The 15,520-nt window shown below is 53.9% G+C and carries 19 protein-coding genes; 3 read left to right on the plus strand and 16 right to left on the minus strand.

Annotated features, from left to right (window positions below; genetic code table 11):
- The 9 genes from M987_RS25000 to fkpA form a co-directional block, all read right to left on the minus strand.
- Positions 1-82: elongation factor Tu (locus M987_RS25000; protein ID WP_003842260.1), on the minus strand; the 82-nt coding region annotated here is incomplete at its 3' end.
- 69 nt (positions 83-151) lie between these two features.
- Positions 152-2,266 (minus strand): elongation factor G, encoded by a 2,115-nt coding sequence (gene fusA / locus M987_RS03705; RefSeq protein ID WP_014072061.1) that lies wholly within the window; start codon positions 2,264-2,266, stop codon positions 152-154.
- Positions 2,267-2,361: 95 nt separating this feature from the next.
- Positions 2,362-2,832, minus strand: coding sequence for a 30S ribosomal protein S7 (rpsG, locus tag M987_RS03710; RefSeq protein ID WP_004106370.1), 471 nt, complete (start codon positions 2,830-2,832; stop codon positions 2,362-2,364).
- A 96-nt stretch (positions 2,833-2,928) separates the two neighbouring features.
- Positions 2,929-3,303, minus strand: a complete 375-nt coding sequence (gene rpsL / locus M987_RS03715; protein ID WP_000246815.1) for a 30S ribosomal protein S12 — start codon at positions 3,301-3,303, stop codon at positions 2,929-2,931.
- Between the two features lie 124 nt (positions 3,304-3,427).
- On the minus strand, positions 3,428-3,715 hold the full coding sequence (gene tusB / locus M987_RS03720; protein ID WP_014072062.1) for a sulfurtransferase complex subunit TusB: 288 nt from the start codon (positions 3,713-3,715) through the stop codon (positions 3,428-3,430).
- Positions 3,716-3,722: 7 nt separating this feature from the next.
- The gene (tusC, locus tag M987_RS03725) at positions 3,723-4,082 is read right to left on the minus strand and encodes a sulfurtransferase complex subunit TusC (RefSeq protein WP_014072063.1); all 360 of its coding nucleotides are present in this window, start codon (positions 4,080-4,082) and stop codon (positions 3,723-3,725) included.
- Positions 4,082-4,468 carry a sulfurtransferase complex subunit TusD gene (tusD, locus tag M987_RS03730; RefSeq protein ID WP_014072064.1) on the minus strand — a complete coding sequence of 129 codons (387 nt, stop codon included), beginning with the start codon at positions 4,466-4,468 and terminating at the stop codon, positions 4,082-4,084. The genes tusC and tusD overlap by 1 nt, the downstream gene beginning before the upstream one ends.
- Complete coding sequence (locus M987_RS03735; protein WP_014072065.1) at positions 4,468-5,190, minus strand: helix-turn-helix transcriptional regulator; 723 nt, start codon at positions 5,188-5,190, stop codon at positions 4,468-4,470. The genes tusD and M987_RS03735 overlap by 1 nt, the downstream gene beginning before the upstream one ends.
- 166 nt (positions 5,191-5,356) lie before the next feature.
- Complete coding sequence (gene fkpA / locus M987_RS03740) at positions 5,357-6,178, minus strand: FKBP-type peptidyl-prolyl cis-trans isomerase (RefSeq protein ID WP_014072066.1); 822 nt, start codon at positions 6,176-6,178, stop codon at positions 5,357-5,359.
- Between the two features lie 237 nt (positions 6,179-6,415).
- Between fkpA and M987_RS03745 the strand changes: the two genes are divergently transcribed.
- Positions 6,416-6,634: a protein SlyX gene (locus M987_RS03745; RefSeq protein WP_014072067.1), complete on the plus strand. Its 219-nt coding sequence runs from the start codon at positions 6,416-6,418 to the stop codon at positions 6,632-6,634.
- Positions 6,635-6,716: 82 nt separating this feature from the next.
- Here M987_RS03745 and slyD read toward each other — a convergent pair whose 3' ends face one another.
- The 4 genes from slyD to kefG form a co-directional block, all read right to left on the minus strand.
- A complete protein-coding gene (gene slyD, locus M987_RS03750) occupies positions 6,717-7,307 on the minus strand; it encodes a peptidylprolyl isomerase (protein WP_014072068.1) in 591 nt (196 codons plus the stop codon).
- A gap of 94 nt (positions 7,308-7,401) precedes the next feature.
- Positions 7,402-7,602 (minus strand): YheV family putative zinc ribbon protein, encoded by a 201-nt coding sequence (locus M987_RS03755; RefSeq protein ID WP_008503011.1) that lies wholly within the window; start codon positions 7,600-7,602, stop codon positions 7,402-7,404.
- A gap of 12 nt (positions 7,603-7,614) precedes the next feature.
- On the minus strand, positions 7,615-9,420 hold the full coding sequence (gene kefB, locus M987_RS03760) for a glutathione-regulated potassium-efflux system protein KefB (protein ID WP_014072069.1): 1,806 nt from the start codon (positions 9,418-9,420) through the stop codon (positions 7,615-7,617).
- Entirely contained in the window at positions 9,420-9,974 is a 555-nt protein-coding gene (gene kefG, locus M987_RS03765; protein WP_210434727.1) for a glutathione-regulated potassium-efflux system ancillary protein KefG, read from the minus strand. Before kefG ends, kefB begins: the two co-directional genes overlap by 1 nt.
- 129 nt (positions 9,975-10,103) lie before the next feature.
- On the opposite strand from kefG, the gene M987_RS03770 reads away from it, so the two are divergent.
- Entirely contained in the window at positions 10,104-12,008 is a 1,905-nt protein-coding gene (locus tag M987_RS03770) for an ABC transporter ATP-binding protein (protein WP_014072071.1), read from the plus strand.
- A 14-nt stretch (positions 12,009-12,022) separates the two neighbouring features.
- Complete coding sequence (locus M987_RS03775) at positions 12,023-12,955, plus strand: LysR family transcriptional regulator (protein WP_014072072.1); 933 nt, start codon at positions 12,023-12,025, stop codon at positions 12,953-12,955.
- A gap of 42 nt (positions 12,956-12,997) precedes the next feature.
- On the opposite strand, the gene mdcH is transcribed toward M987_RS03775, so the two are convergent.
- From mdcH to M987_RS03790, 3 genes are read right to left on the minus strand one after another with little or no spacing between them, the layout of a single operon-like run.
- The gene (mdcH, locus tag M987_RS03780) at positions 12,998-13,894 is read right to left on the minus strand and encodes a malonate decarboxylase subunit epsilon (protein WP_014072073.1); all 897 of its coding nucleotides are present in this window, start codon (positions 13,892-13,894) and stop codon (positions 12,998-13,000) included.
- Positions 13,894-14,511 carry a malonate decarboxylase holo-ACP synthase gene (locus M987_RS03785; protein WP_014072074.1) on the minus strand — a complete coding sequence of 206 codons (618 nt, stop codon included), beginning with the start codon at positions 14,509-14,511 and terminating at the stop codon, positions 13,894-13,896. The genes mdcH and M987_RS03785 overlap by 1 nt, the downstream gene beginning before the upstream one ends.
- 2 nt (positions 14,512-14,513) lie before the next feature.
- Positions 14,514-15,473, minus strand: coding sequence for an AEC family transporter (locus M987_RS03790; protein ID WP_014072075.1), 960 nt, complete (start codon positions 15,471-15,473; stop codon positions 14,514-14,516).
- Between the last annotated feature and the right edge of the window lie 47 nt (positions 15,474-15,520).

Below are 15,520 nucleotides of genomic sequence, written 5' to 3' on the forward strand. Positions count from 1 at the left end.
GGGTAGTTTTACCATGGTCAACGTGGCCGATAGTACCAACGTTAACGTGCGGTTTTGTACGTTCAAATTTTTCTTTAGACACGGCTATATTCCTTACTATAGTGCTCTCCCCTTCGGAGAGAGCACGGGACTTAGGTTTTAATCCTGTGGATTACTTACCACGGGCTTCAATAACGGCCTGAGCAACGTTGTTAGGAGCGTCATCATACTTCAGGAATTCCATGGTGTATGATGCACGACCTTTGGTCAGAGAACGCAGCTGAGTTGCATATCCGAACATTTCAGACAGCGGAACTTCAGCGTGGATCTTAACGCCAGTTACTTCAGATTCCTGACCACGCAGCATACCGCGACGACGGCTCAAGTCACCGATAACGTCACCGGTGTTCTCTTCAGGAGTTTCTACTTCAACCTTCATGATTGGCTCAAGCAGAACTGGTTTTGCTTTCTTAAAGCCTTCTTTAAAGGCGATAGAAGCAGCCAGTTTAAACGCCAGCTCAGAGGAGTCAACGTCATGGTAAGAACCGAAGTGCAGACGAACACCCATGTCAACAACAGGGTAGCCAGCCAGAGGACCAGACTTCAGCTGCTCCTGGATGCCTTTATCAACGGCAGGGATGTATTCGCCAGGAATTACACCACCTTTGATGTCGTTGATGAACTCGTAACCTTTAGGGTTAGAGCCCGGCTCCAGTGGGTACATGTCGATCACAACGTGACCGTACTGACCACGACCACCGGACTGCTTAGCGTGTTTACCTTCAACATCAGTAACTTTAGAGCGAATCGCTTCACGGTAAGCTACCTGAGGTTTACCAACGTTAGCTTCAACGTTGAATTCACGCTTCATACGGTCAACGATGATGTCGAGGTGAAGTTCACCCATACCAGCGATGATGGTCTGGTTAGATTCTTCATCAGTCCATACGCGGAATGATGGGTCTTCTTTCGCCAGACGGCCCAGAGCCAGACCCATTTTTTCCTGGTCAGCTTTGGTTTTTGGCTCAACAGCGATGGAGATTACCGGCTCAGGGAATTCCATACGCTCCAGAATGATCGGGTGGTCCTGGTCACACAGGGTGTCACCAGTGGTCACGTCTTTCAGACCGATAGCTGCTGCGATGTCGCCCGCACGAACTTCTTTGATCTCTTCACGTTTGTTCGCGTGCATCTGTACGATACGACCGAAACGCTCACGTGCCGCTTTCACGGAGTTCAGGATGGTGTCACCGGAGTTAACCACACCAGAGTACACGCGGAAGAAGGTCAGGTTACCCACGAATGGGTCGGTAGCGATTTTGAACGCCAGTGCAGCAAACGGCTCATCATCACTTGCGTGACGTTCAGCCGGAGTGTCTTTACCGTCGTCCAGGATACCGTTGATCGCAGGAACGTCAACTGGGGATGGCAGGTAGTCAACTACCGCATCCAGCATCGCCTGAACACCTTTGTTCTTGAACGCAGAACCACAGGTTACCAGGATGATTTCGTTGTTCAGAACGCGCTGACGCAGAGCTTTTTTGATCTCTTCTTCAGTCAGTTCTTCACCACCCAGGTATTTTTCCATCAGCTCTTCAGAAGCTTCAGCTGCGGATTCAATCAGGTTCTGGTGCCATTCGTCAGCCAGGTCCTGCATTTCAGCTGGGATATCTTCGTATTCGAAGGTAACGCCCTGGTCTGCATCGTTCCAGTTGATGGCTTTCATTTTCACCAGGTCGATAACGCCGGTGAAGCCTTCTTCAGCACCAATTGCCAGCTGCAGCGGAACAGGGTTCGCGCCCAGACGGGTTTTGATCTGACCAACAACTTTCAGGAAGTTAGCACCCATACGGTCCATTTTGTTAACGAACGCGATGCGTGGAACTTTATATTTGTTCGCCTGACGCCATACGGTTTCAGACTGTGGCTGAACACCACCAACTGCGCAATAAACCATTACCGCGCCGTCAAGAACACGCATGGAACGTTCTACTTCGATGGTGAAGTCAACGTGGCCCGGGGTGTCGATGATGTTTACGCGATGCGGTTCGTACTGCTTAGCCATACCTGACCAGAATGCAGTAGTCGCTGCGGAGGTGATAGTAATACCACGCTCCTGCTCCTGTTCCATCCAGTCCATGGTGGCTGCGCCGTCATGAACTTCACCGATTTTATGGTTTACACCGGTGTAGAACAGAATACGTTCGGTAGTAGTGGTTTTACCGGCGTCGATGTGCGCACTGATACCGATGTTACGATAGCGTGCGATGGGTGTTGTACGAGCCATTTGATTCCTCGTTTGATTCTTTGGCGTTCAGTTAAGTAACCCAGAACGGGCAGCTTCGCTGAAGCGCCCGTCTGGTGACTATGACTCCGAAGGGATTACCAACGGTAGTGTGCGAACGCCTTGTTGGCTTCTGCCATACGGTGAACGTCTTCACGTTTCTTAACTGCGGTACCTTTGTTGTCCGCAGCGTCAGAAAGTTCGTTCGCCAGACGCAGAGCCATGGATTTATCACCGCGTTTACGAGCAGCTTCAACGATCCAACGCATTGCCAGGGCATTACGACGAACCGGACGAACTTCAACTGGAACCTGATAAGTAGAACCACCAACGCGGCGGGACTTAACTTCTACAGTTGGGCGAACGTTGTCGAGAGCGACTTCGAAAGCTTCCAGTTCATTTTTACCAGAACGCTGAGCCAGGGTCTCAAGCGCGCTGTATACGATTGCTTCTGCAGTAGATTTTTTACCATCTACCATCAGGATATTTACAAATTTTGCCAGCAGTTCTGATCCGAATTTCGGATCTGGAAGGATTTTACGCTGACCAATGACGCGACGACGTGGCATGGGAATACTCCGTTGTTAATTCAGGATTGTCCAAAACTCAAAGAGTTTAGTGTGACATTAAGATAAATCAGTTTGGCCTTACTTAACGGAGAACCATTAAGCCTTAGGACGCTTCACGCCGTACTTGGAGCGAGCCTGCTTACGGTCTTTAACACCTGAGCAGTCGAGCGCACCACGAACGGTGTGGTAACGAACACCCGGAAGGTCTTTAACACGACCGCCACGGATCAGGATCACGGAGTGCTCCTGCAGGTTGTGACCTTCACCACCGATGTAGGAAGTCACTTCGAAACCGTTAGTCAAACGCACACGGCATACTTTACGCAGTGCGGAGTTTGGTTTTTTAGGAGTGGTGGTATATACACGAGTACATACGCCACGTTTCTGCGGGCAGGCTTCCAGTGCAGGCACGTTGCTTTTCGCAACTTTGCGTGCACGTGGTTTGCGTACCAGCTGGTTAACTGTTGCCATTAAATAGCTCCTGGTTTTAGCTTTTGCTTCGTAAACACGTAATAAAACGACCTCATACAATATGAGGACGCGAAATTTTAGGGCTACGTCGAAAAGGTGTCAAGAAATATACAGCGATCTCAAATCACCAGTTCATTTGACTGGAGTGCGTCACAGCAAGATTGACGAAATCAGTATAGCCAACGACGTCAATTTTGGCTGAAATTTGACCAGAAAGACCCCGCGCGTCAATGTCTTCTTTCAGCGCAGATACAGAGATGGGGGCATTGGTAAGAATTTCAACGAAGCGGCTGCCTTCAATTGCCGCCAGCACGCCATCCTGAATGAGCAACAGGTCATCACCTTCGCGCAGCATTCTTACTAATGCTTCAATGTCGCATTGCCACGGTGAGTGGCTCAGGGTATGGAGCATGACAGCCTCAGAAAGTCAGAATGGTATCGTAGTGAGAGAGTTGTTCGCGCAGCGCGTCAGCCGCAAGAACCGTTACGTCGAGGACAAACGCGCTCTTTTCATTTAACCCGCGCGATGTCAGAGAATCGGCGCAAACATAGAACGTTTCAATATCGTAAAGCGGCAGGACTTTGAACGTCGCGATGTAATCGCGGGCCAGTACCGCCTGGGGGTGTTGTCCGGCAAGAAGCTGGAACACGCCATCGCCCAAAAAGAAAACACCAATGTCTTCCGTTAAGGCTGATGTCGCCAGCAGTGCATCAAGCCCTTCACGACCCGATGCGCTACCATGCGGCGCAGAGGAAAATACAAAAGCCACGCGATTCATCAGAACTGTACCATGCGATCACAGGTCAGTGCGGCCTGAGCCAGGGCGCCTAAACCACTCAAAGAAAAACCGGCCTGAAGATTTGCTGCCGGGAATCCCAGCCGCGCGGCTTCAGTTGCATCGGTCACACCACGACGCAGCGCAGCAGCCACGCAGATATGTAATTCAACACCCTGCTTTTCGTTTAGCGCTTGCCAGGCGCGCACCAGGTCAAATTCATCAGACGCCGGTGAAGTAAACTGATTAGCGTTATAGACGCCTTCGCGATAAAAGAAAACGCTCACCAGTTCATGCCTGGCTTCCAGTAACGCATGTGCAAATTGCAGCGCGCTGCTGGCTTGCTGTGTGCCATAAGCCGGGCCAGTCACCATCAGGGCAAAGCGCATTACTTATCTTGCCCCAGGAAATCGCCGCTTTTGAACTGACGGATATAGAGATAAACCGTGTGCTTGGAGATGTTCAGACGGTCGGCCACCTGGTTAATGGCATCTTTAATATCAAAAATCCCTTTCTCGTAGAGGTTCAGCACGATCTGACGATTCTTGGCGTTGTTAGAGACATTGCGATCGGCATTAACCTCTTCGATGGTGAACTCGAGTGTTTGCGTGACGAGGTCTTCAACGGAAGAAGCAAAGTTAACGGATGAGCCTACTTCCGGGGTTTCTGGCGGAATAAAGGTGCTCATGATTTGCGAGAATGGTACATCAAGGTTCATGTTGATGCACAGCAGTCCAATCACCCGATGCTCGCGATTTCGAATGGCGATGGTTTCTGATTTCATCAGCACGCCACTTTTGGCACGGGTGAAATAACATTTGGAGACGCTGCTGTCCGCGCCGGTCATGTCGTGCAGCATACGCAATGCAAGGTCGGTGATAGGTGAGCCAATTTTACGGCCAGTATGTTCACCATTAGCAATGCGGATGGCGGAACACTTCAGATCTTGCAAGGAGTGCAATACGATTTCGCAGTGGGACCCAATGAGCATCGCTAACCCGTCCACCACCGCTTCGTAGGATTTCAGAATATCGAAATCGGTCTGATCGAAAGGACGTTGATCCAGCAAATCGAGCTCACTGGTTTCGTTGGTTAAAAGCGACCTGGACATGAAAAAAACACTCCTTTTCAGGAGCCTGTCGTTATGTTTTCAGGGCAGGCTCATTATCTACACGGACAACTAAATTAATACAGCGTGTATAACGCTTTCCAGTGTTAATTATATCTGCCCCACAATAAAAAAAACCGCCGCCTTAAAGGCGGCGGTTTTCATAACATTACTTCTTGGCGTCTGCCGCGGCTTTCTCGTCTGCCGGCGCGTCAGTTTTCGCATCGGCTTTCGGTGCTGGTTTGATGTCCAGCAACTCTACTTCGAAGACCAGCGTAGAGTTCGCAGGGATGCCTGGAACGCCAGTTTTGCCGTATGCCAGATCAGGTGGGATGACCAGCTGGATTTTACCGCCTTTCTTGATGTTTTTCAGACCTTCAGTCCAGCCAGGGATCACACCATCCAGACGGAAGGAGAGAGGTTCGCCACGGGTGTAAGAGTTATCGAACTCTTTACCGTCGATCAGCGTACCTTTGTAGTTAACCACTACAGTGTCGCTGTCTTTTGGCGCATCACCAGTACCTTCTTTCTCTACTTTATAGACCAGGCCAGTAGAAGAGGTTTTGACGCCTTTCTCTTTAGCAAAAGTATCACGGTAGGCTTTGCCTTTTGCTTCGTTGTCTTTTGCGTCAGCATCCATCTTGGTCTGAGCTGCGCCTTTCACGCGAGCTTCAAACGCCTGAAGAGTCTGTTCGATTTCCTGGTCAGACAGTTTGCTCTTGTCTGCAAAAGCATCCTGAACACCGGCGATCAGCTGAGCTTTATCCAGTTTGATGCCCAGTTTCTCTTGCTCTTTCAGAGAGTTTTCCATGTAACGACCCAGAGATGCGCCAAGTGCGTAGGCGGATTTCTGGTCGTCATTTTTGAACGCCGCTTTGCTGTCTGTCGTCGCAGCAGGTTTCGCAGCAGTATCAGCAGCGAAAGACAGCGGCGCATTCAGTGCAACCGCCATCGTGGTTGCCAGCAGCGTTACTTTAAACAGTGATTTCATCCATATCTCCAGGGCCTGGGGACTCTCACCCCAGAGTTAAACGTAAATGAGTAGCGTACTATAAAACGTTGTGGAAGAAATCTACAGACAGACTCTCCCGATTCTCGCCACTTTTCAGACTATTTTTGTTTAAATAAGTTTCTTGCCAATGGGATGGATACTGTACTTAGGGATAAACTCGGTTAAAATTCGCCGCCCTCGCCCGGTATGGCGAAAGAGAAATGAACGAGGTGAATCATGAAAGACACAATGATAGAAGAGAGACTGGCTGAGCTGGAAAGCCGCCTGGCCTTTCAGGACATCACCATCGAAGAGCTTAACCAAACGGTGACAGCCCACGAGCTAGAAATGGCAAAACTGCGGGATCTGCTGCGCCTGCTCACTGAAAAAGTGAAAGCCACACAGTCATCGCACATCGCCTCTCAATCTGAAGAGACGCCACCACCTCATTATTGAGGCGTAAAAAAAGCGGGATAATCCCGCTTTTTTGTGCCCGGTGGCGCGAAGCTTACCGGGCCTACATGTCAAACGACAGGTATTAGTGGCAGCCGCAACCGCCGTTACCGCAACCACCTTTACCGTGGTCGTGACCATGGTCGTGATCGTGGCCGTGACCACCGCAGCAACCGTCGTGGCCGTGATCGTGGTCATGGTCGTGACCATGTGCACCGTGAACATGGCCGTGAGCCAGTTCTTCTTCGGTTGCTTCACGAACAGCAACAACTTCTACGTTGAATTTCAGGTTCTGGCCAGCCAGCATGTGGTTACCATCAACCACAACGTGGTCGTCTTCAACTTCAGTGATTTCTACAGGAACCGGGCCCTGGTCGGTTTCAGCCAGGAAACGCATACCAACCTGAAGTTCGTCAACGCCCATGAACACGTCTTTAGGAACGCGCTGAACCAGGTTGTCGTCGTACTGACCGTAAGCGTCGTTTGCGCCTACAGCAACGTCAAATTTGTCGCCAACTTCATGACCTTCCAGCGCGTTTTCCAGGCCGGAAATCAGAGAACCGTGACCATGCAGGTAGTCCAGCGGCGCACTCACCGGAGACTCATCAACCAACACACCGTCTTCTGTACGTACCTGATAGGCCAGGCTGACCACCAGGTCTTTTGCTACTTTCATGATATCTCCTGAGCGTGGGAAAATTGCTGGCGCAGATTGTAGCCGAAATCTGCACCCGTGTACCCTTTAGCTTAAAAAAACTCAGGGCATATCGCTAGTCCGGATGAAAAATGCCGATGACTTGCTCTTCTTTGCGAACATGCTCGCGCGCTTCTTTGTCAGCCTCACGCATCTGATGACCGCACTTAACACACTCAACAACATCAATATTATTCTCGCGCCACATTGCCAGCGTATCTTGCGCCTGGCAGGTCGGACACTTTGCACCCGCGATAAAGCGTTTACGTACCGCCATGTTATTTACCTTTTATTCAAATTCATCCCAGCCATCCAGCTGGCGTCGTTCTTGCTGCATCTCTCTCTGGAAGATCTCTTCCAGCTCGCGTCGCGCTTCCCGCACACGGGAAATCTGCACCGTATCGGTATGAACAGGCATAAGCTCGCGCAACATGCGCATGTCCAGCCTGCGGAAATGCATCTGGGCGCGCTGGGCCTGATGAGGATGCATACCCAATGAAACAAGCGCTTTACGCCCAAGCTCTAGCGCGGATGAGAATGTCTCACGCGAGAAATGTTTTACCCCCGCCTGCAACAGTTCATGCGCCTCAACACGCCCACGGGCACGCGCCAGGATATGTAAATGCGGGAAGTGCTGCTGGCACAGCTCCACCAGCTTCATGGTGTCTTCCGGCTCGTTACAGGTAATGACGATGGATTCAGCAGCTTCTGCCCCGGCAGAGCGTAACAGCTCAAGCTGAGTGGCATCACCGTAGTAAACCTTATAGCCATATTTCCGCATCAGGTTCACCGCGCTGATATCACGCTCCAGCACCGTGATACGCATTTTGTTCGCCATAAGCAAACGCCCGATAACCTGACCAAAACGGCCAAATCCCACGACGATAACCTGCGGTTTATCATCTTCCACCCACGGGGTTTCGTCTTCATCTTCTGTCAGGTTAAAGCGACGGGACAGGAACTTATCCACCAGCTTCATCAGCAGCGGCGTGGTCATCATCGACAACGTCACCGTCACCAGCAGCAACGCCATCTGGTCATCTTTGAACAATTTCTGCGACGATGCCATGGAGAAGAGCACAAATGCGAACTCTCCCCCCTGACTTAACACACTGGCAAACTGCATTCGCTCAGAGCTGCGCAGCCCATAAATCCGCGCCAGCGCGTACAGCACCAGCGTTTTGACCGACACCAGCACAGCAACGCAGACCACCACCCACAGTAGATGGGTATAAAGCACGCCCAGATTGAGCGCCATGCCCACCGAAATAAAGAACAGCCCTAACAGCAGCCCTTTAAACGGATCGATGGCAATTTCCAGCTCGTGACGGTATTCGCTTTCGGCAAGTAGCACCCCAGCGATAAACGTCCCGAGCGCCATAGAAAGCCCCAGCGCATCCATAAATAACGCTGACCCGAGCACCAGCAGCAGCGTTGCCGCCGTAAACACTTCGCGCACACCAGATGCGGCAATAAAGCGGAACACCGGGCGCAGTAAGAAGCGCCCACCAATCAGCATCCCCGCGAAGGCCAGCACCTTCATCGAGACTTTCGCCCAGTCAAAGTGATCGTCGCCAGAGCCTGCCAGCAGCGGCACCAGCGCCAGGGCTGGGATCACCGCCAGATCCTGAAACAGCAGCACCGAAAAACCCAGCTGACCCGCTTCACTGCGGTTCATGCCCTTGTCGCGCATCAGCTGTAACGCCATTGCCGTGGAAGACATGGCCAGGCCAATACCGCCAATCACTGCCGCTTGCCAGGAAAAATGAGTGAGCATTAATAGCCCGCCCAGAATGGCAGCACTGAACACGACCTGCGCCGTCCCGACACCAAAAATAGAGCGGCGTAATTGCCACAGCTTAGACGGGTTCAGCTCTAGGCCGATGATGAACATCAGGAACACCACCCCCAGCTCAGAGAAGTGCAGGATTTCATCAACATCGCTGATAAACCCAAGCCCCCACGGGCCGATGGCAATCCCCGCCAGCAAATACCCCAGCACTGCGCCAATGCCAATCCGCGATGCCAACGGCACGGCAACCACAGCGGCAAATAAGAAGAGCACGCCAGCCAGCAGTAAATTCGATCCTTCCATCAGCGACCTCCTGCCGGGATCGGCGAGGCCAGCCATTCACCATAGGCTTTGGCATGACTTGCCAGCTCCTGCGGCTCCTGACGGCGCGCCCAGTAAACAATGATCGGGCTCATCCAGTGCATACGGCACATGGCAGCCGTGAGTTCGAACGGTCGCAAAATATCGCTCATGGGATAACGATTCAGACCATCATAGCGGTAAGCGCTCTCTGGCTCGCCCGTGGTGATGACGCTACGCCAGTACTTTCCCGCCAGTTGGTTGCCTCCTACCCCGCTGGAGAAACCCCGGCTCAGAACGCGATCCAGCCACTCTTTGAGCAGCGCCGGACAACAGTAGGTATAAAGCGGATGCTGGAACACAATCACGTCATGCTGACGCAGCAGTTCCTGCTCGTATGGAATATCGATAAAGAAATCAGGGTAGTGCGCGTAGAGATCGTGCACCGTCACGTTACTGAGCTGTGAAGCCGGCTTAAGCAGAACCCGGTTCGCCACCGAGTCCTGAGATTCCGGATGGGCATACAGCAGCAGCACTTTTGCTGTCTGAGACATCACTCCCCTCCCGGTTCTGTTTTTGTGTATTGTTGTCGTTTTGGGCTACCATGGCGGCCCGGTGGGGAATATGGCCCACACCTTACATTATCATAATGACAAATTAACATAGTCGGAACATACGGCGCTTCTATGATTGTTTTCTCCTCGTTACAAATTCGTCGCGGCGTGCGTGTCCTGCTGGACAACGCAACGGCCACCATCAATCCAGGTCAAAAAGTCGGTCTGGTCGGCAAAAACGGCTGTGGCAAATCCACCCTGCTGTCGCTGCTGAAGAACGAGATAAGCGCCGATGGCGGGAATTTTACCTTCCCGGGTAACTGGCAGCTTGCGTGGGTAAATCAGGAAACCCCCGCGCTGAGCGAACCCGCACTCGACTATGTTATTGACGGCGATCGTGAATACCGCAAGCTGGAGCGCGAGCTTCACGATGCCAACGAACGCAACGACGGCCACGCCATTGCCACCGTTCACGGCAAGCTGGATGCCATCGACGCCTGGACGATTCGTTCACGCGCATCGAGCCTGCTGCACGGTCTGGGTTTCAGCAACGAACAGCTTGAACGCCCGGTGAGCGACTTCTCCGGTGGCTGGCGTATGCGCCTTAACCTGGCGCAGGCGCTGATCTGCCGTTCTGACCTGCTGCTGCTCGACGAACCGACGAACCACCTCGATCTCGATGCGGTTATCTGGCTGGAAAAATGGCTGAAAAGCTATCAGGGTACGCTGATTTTGATCTCCCACGACCGCGATTTCCTGGACCCGGTGGTAGATAAAATTATTCATATTGAACAGCAAACCATGTTCGAGTACACCGGCAACTACAGCTCCTTCGAGCGCCAGCGTGCCACCCGTCTTGCCCAGCAGCAATCGATGTACGAAAGCCAGCAACAGCGCGTGGCGCATCTGCAAAGCTTCGTCGATCGCTTTAAAGCCAAAGCTTCGAAGGCCAAGCAGGCGCAAAGCCGCATCAAAATGCTGGAGCGCATGGAGATGATTGCCCCGGCGCATGTGGATAACCCGTTCCACTTTAGCTTCCGCGAACCCGAAAGCCTGCCGAATCCATTGCTGAAAATGGAGAAAGTCAGCGCGGGCTACGGTGAGCGCATTATTCTGGACTCTATTAAGCTCAACCTGGTGCCGGGTTCACGTATCGGCCTGTTAGGGCGTAATGGTGCGGGTAAATCGACCCTGATTAAGCTGCTGGCGGGTGAACTGAATCCGGTAAGCGGTGATATCGGTCTGGCGAAGGGGATCAAGCTTGGTTACTTCGCTCAGCATCAGCTGGAATTTTTACGCGCCGATGAGTCGCCAATTCAGCACCTGGCACGTCTGGCCCCGCAGGAAATGGAGCAGAAGCTGCGCGACTACCTTGGCGGCTTTGGCTTCCAGGGCGATAAGGTCACGGAAAACACCGAGCGTTTTTCTGGCGGTGAGAAAGCCCGTCTGGTGCTGGCGTTGATCGTCTGGCAGCGCCCTAACCTGCTGCTGCTCGATGAACCGACCAACCACCTGGATCTCGACATGCGTCAGGCATTGACCGAAGCGCTGATTGAGTTCGAAGGCGCGCTGGTTGTGGTTTCGCACGACCGTCACCTGATCCGCTCCACCACTGACGATCTCTACCTGGTGCACGGCGGTAAAGTCGAACCGTTCGACGGCGACCTGGAAGACTATCAGCAGTGGCTGACGGACGTGCAAAAGCAGGAAAACTTGCCGGAAGAGTCAGCGAAGGACAACGCCAACAGCGCGCAGTCGCGTAAAGATCAGAAGCGCCGCGAAGCAGAGCTGCGCACCCAGACGCAGCCGCTGCGTAAAGAGATCACCCGTCTGGAAAAAGAGATGGAGAAACTCAACGCCACGCTTGCCACCGTTGAAGAGAAGCTGGGCGACAGCGGGCTGTACGATCAGAGCCGCAAAGCCGAGCTGACCGATTGCCTGCAAACTCAGGCGAAGACCAAATCCAGCCTCGAAGAGTGTGAAATGGCCTGGCTGGACGCACAAGAGCAGCTGGAAGCGATGCTACAGGCTGACTAACCCCCAGGAGAGTTATGAGTTTCGATACCACGAGCGATATTACATTCCGTAAACTCAGCATCTTCATGACGTTCATGGAGAAAGGCAATATCGCGCGTACCGCCGAAACTCTGGGCCTCAGCGGCGTCAGCGTGCACCGCGCGCTGCATACGCTGGAAGAAAACGTCCGATGCCCGCTGTTTACCCACAAGGGGCGTAACCTGATTGCGCTGCCATCCGCCTGGACGCTGCTGGAATATTGCCAGGAAGTGATGCAGGTGATGGCGCGTGGAGTGGAAGAGTCGCGCAAAATTGCCGGGATCGGCCAGGGCAGGCTGCGGGTGGGCACTCTCTACTCGCTTACGCTGGAAACGGTGCCGCGCCTGATCATGGGCATGAAGCTACGTCGTCCGGATCTGGAGATGGATCTGACGATGGGCTCTAACGAAACCCTGCTGCATTTGCTGGATGAAGGCACGCTGGACGCCGTGTTAATTTCGATTTCCGAAAGCGATATCGACCGTAACAGTCTTGAAGTCCTTCCCCTGTTCCATGACGATATTTTCCTTGCCGCTCCGGCGTCAGCCTCGCTGAACACCAGTGGGCTGGCGGATCTCCGTGATTATAAAGATCAGAAGTTTGTCGCGCTGGCGGAAGGGTTTGCGACCTATGCGGGCTTTCAGGAAGCCTTTCATATCGCCGGTTTTGAGCCGGAGATTGTGACGCGCGTGAATGACATTTTCTCAATGCTGAGTCTGGTGCAGGCGGGTGTAGGCTTTACGCTGATGCCGGGCAGGATGAAGAAAGTGTATGAGAATTCGGTGCAGTTGCTGAAACTGGCGCAGCCGTACCAGATGCAGCAGCTTATCGCCATTGTGTTTGCCCGCAACCGCGAACAAGACCCAAGCCTGCGCGCATTGGCCGCCGAGGGGCGGATGTATGCGCGCAGTTTGCAGGATAGCGCCTGATGTTATTGCCCGGTAAGGCGCAGCCGCCACCGGGCATTACATTCAACGCTGAAGCCTACCCGCCAGATGTACCGCCACGTCCATGCCGCTGCGTTCCAGTGAAATAGACTCCCCTTCCCAGGCAGCCTGACGCGTCAGACAGGTCAGTACGCCGCCGGGCGGCATCTCGATCGCCAGCCGGGCTTCACGCTCGTTCGCGGAAATGACTGCCTCCTGCCAGCGCACGGTGCGGGCCATGTTCATCGCCAAATCATCCGCAATCTTCTCCGGCTGCCAGAGCACACGTCCGGTGCTGCCGCTCAGGTACGCGCAGCGTGGGCGTGAAAGCGTGACGGATTGAAACGCCGCCACCAGCTTTTGCGCCGGTTTTGCCAGCAGTTCACAGTGCGACGGCACACTCACCGCCAGCCGATGTGCTTTCGTTGCCCCATGCGCCAGGGCACGCGCTGCGACCTGCGCCATCCCTTTATCCGTTCCGGCAATCACAATCTGCGTTTCGGCGTTCAGGTTCGCAATATAGGTTCCGGTGCCTTCAATCAGCGTTTCAACCTGCGCCAGGGTTAATCCCATAATTGCCGTCAGGCCGTAACCGTGCGGGTAAGCCTGCTCCATCACATCACCGCGCAGTGCCACCAGCTTCAGTGCGTCAGTAAATTCCAGCGCACCGGCGATAACCGCTGCCGGGTAAGCGCCAATGGACAACCCGCTGACGATGTCCGGGGAAACCCCACGGCGTTCCAGCTCGCGCGCCCAGGCTACACCGGCAATCAGCAGCGAAAGCTGCACCGCGCGGGTGTGAGTTAAAGAGGCTGCACTATCCAGCGTATCGATTTCGGCCCCCAGTACCTCGCGGGCCTGAGCCAGCGTCGTTCCCGGCAGGTTTTGCAGCATCCCTTCATGCTGCGTGCCCTGTCCCGGAAAGGTAAACAGTATTTTCATCACTCCTCCCTGTGCCACGGATCCACCGCCAGGCGCGGTCCACGGCAGGTTTTCAGCAGTGTTTTTCCGTCACGCAGCCACTCTGCCAGCGCGAAGCCCCCTTCCGGCGTATCAACCTGCGTATCCGCCCGGCACAATGTGTGGCTCAGTTGCGACTGCCATGCGGTAAAAGCATCAGGGGAAATCGGCTCAGGGGCGCGGATCAGCAGATCAAGATCGCTGTCAGCATGTATCACCGGAATGCCGGTCGCCAGCGCATAGCCGGTGCTGCCGGTAATGCCCCACGTCCACGGCCACACCTGCTGAGAAAGCTGTAACGCCACCTGAACCGGTGGCTGAGTCACAAACGGCGAGCGCAGCAAATCGGCCGTCGCACTCAACGCCTCAGGCGTAACGACGCGAAGAACGTTTTCGGCCTTCACCCACCCGGCCGCACGCTGGTCGCGACGCAGGCCGCGCACGCCAACAGGAATACGGCCGTCGTTATCAACATCACGCCGCACCACGACTGGCAGGCCGATATGCCAGGCCGCATCCACCCACCCGTCGGTGATACCTTGCAGCGCGTCACGCGCGGTAAGCCAGATGAGGTCGTGTGGGCGTAATGTTGTGGTCATGATTACATTCCTGAAGTCAGCGAGATAAACAGTGGCAGCGACAGGATACACAGTACGGAGCTTAACAGCAGCACGGCTTCAGCATCCGGCGACTGCACGCCAAAGCGGTTACCGAACACCACGCCGAAGAAACCCGCAGACAGCGCAATCATCAGGATAGCGGTGATTGCCACGGAGCCGTGCAGACCGAAGATCAGGACAATACCCCAGGCAATGGCGGGCTGGATCAGCAGCTTGGCGATAGTTGAGGTAATGACCATGGTATTGATCTGAAGCTTACGCGCCGAGAGGATCACCCCGGTCAGGAACAGCGCGGCAGCGGTTGCGGACAGTCCGAGTGGTTTGATGGCCGCCAGCACCAGCTCCGGCATTTTGATGCCGATGGCAGATAAAATCACCCCCAGCAGCGGGCCCATGACAATCGGCTTTTTAATCGAGCGCCACATCAGCACCGGCAGCATAGAGAGCGTTGAACCTGAGTTATTCCCTTCGGCACGCGCTTTTTCACGCTCCAGGATCAGCAGGCAGAACGGCGTCATCAGCACGGAACCACAGGCGATGGAAACCGCCACGGAGAGCGATGTCGAAGAACCCTCACCCAGCACGCTGCCCAGAATAGGCAGGCCGAGCGCCGCATAGTTTGGCAGGGCAACGGTGAGCGTCAGTACCGCGGCATCCTGCGGCGATTTTTTAAAGACACTGGTCGCCAGGAAGTAAATGGCCGCATAGGTTATCCACATCGCCAGGGTCAAGACCAGGATCAGCGGCGACTGCGCCACAATACCGGTCCACGGCGTTTGTACGGTGGCGCTGAACAGCGCGGCAGGTAACGCAAAATCCATCACGAAGATATTAAGCAGGGACACATTTTTGTTATCGACCATCTTTGCCTTACCGGCCCAGAATCCCAGCAGCATGATGACGAAAATCGGTGCAAGAGCATGAACAATTACGTAAGTCATAAATCACCTGTATTAAAAAAGTTTTAGCACTGGTGCGATGTTTATTA

The sequence above is a fragment of the Enterobacter soli ATCC BAA-2102 genome (assembly GCF_001654845.1).
In the GTDB taxonomy this organism is placed as follows: Bacteria; Pseudomonadota; Gammaproteobacteria; order Enterobacterales; family Enterobacteriaceae; genus Enterobacter; species Enterobacter soli.

Bases quoted from the DNA above. Each gene is read 5' to 3' on its own strand.
- fusA (WP_014072061.1), bottom strand. From the start codon at position 2,266: ATGGCTCGTACAACACCCATCGCACGCTATCGTAACATCGGTATCAGT.
- rpsG (WP_004106370.1), bottom strand. From the start codon at position 2,832: ATGCCACGTCGTCGCGTCATTGGTCAGCGTAAAATCCTTCCAGATCCG.
- rpsL (WP_000246815.1), bottom strand. From the start codon at position 3,303: ATGGCAACAGTTAACCAGCTGGTACGCAAACCACGTGCACGCAAAGTT.
- tusB (WP_014072062.1), bottom strand. From the start codon at position 3,715: ATGCTCCATACCCTGAGCCACTCACCGTGGCAATGCGACATTGAAGCA.
- tusC (WP_014072063.1), bottom strand. From the start codon at position 4,082: ATGAATCGCGTGGCTTTTGTATTTTCCTCTGCGCCGCATGGTAGCGCA.
- tusD (WP_014072064.1), bottom strand. From the start codon at position 4,468: ATGCGCTTTGCCCTGATGGTGACTGGCCCGGCTTATGGCACACAGCAA.
- M987_RS03735 (WP_014072065.1), bottom strand. From the start codon at position 5,190: ATGTCCAGGTCGCTTTTAACCAACGAAACCAGTGAGCTCGATTTGCTG.
- fkpA (WP_014072066.1), bottom strand. From the start codon at position 6,178: ATGAAATCACTGTTTAAAGTAACGCTGCTGGCAACCACGATGGCGGTT.
- M987_RS03745 (WP_014072067.1), top strand. From the start codon at position 6,416: ATGAAAGACACAATGATAGAAGAGAGACTGGCTGAGCTGGAAAGCCGC.
- slyD (WP_014072068.1), bottom strand. From the start codon at position 7,307: ATGAAAGTAGCAAAAGACCTGGTGGTCAGCCTGGCCTATCAGGTACGT.
- M987_RS03755 (WP_008503011.1), bottom strand. From the start codon at position 7,602: ATGGCGGTACGTAAACGCTTTATCGCGGGTGCAAAGTGTCCGACCTGC.
- kefB (WP_014072069.1), bottom strand. From the start codon at position 9,420: ATGGAAGGATCGAATTTACTGCTGGCTGGCGTGCTCTTCTTATTTGCC.
- M987_RS03770 (WP_014072071.1), top strand. From the start codon at position 10,104: ATGATTGTTTTCTCCTCGTTACAAATTCGTCGCGGCGTGCGTGTCCTG.
- M987_RS03775 (WP_014072072.1), top strand. From the start codon at position 12,023: ATGAGTTTCGATACCACGAGCGATATTACATTCCGTAAACTCAGCATC.
- mdcH (WP_014072073.1), bottom strand. From the start codon at position 13,894: ATGAAAATACTGTTTACCTTTCCGGGACAGGGCACGCAGCATGAAGGG.
- M987_RS03785 (WP_014072074.1), bottom strand. From the start codon at position 14,511: ATGACCACAACATTACGCCCACACGACCTCATCTGGCTTACCGCGCGT.
- M987_RS03790 (WP_014072075.1), bottom strand. From the start codon at position 15,473: ATGACTTACGTAATTGTTCATGCTCTTGCACCGATTTTCGTCATCATG.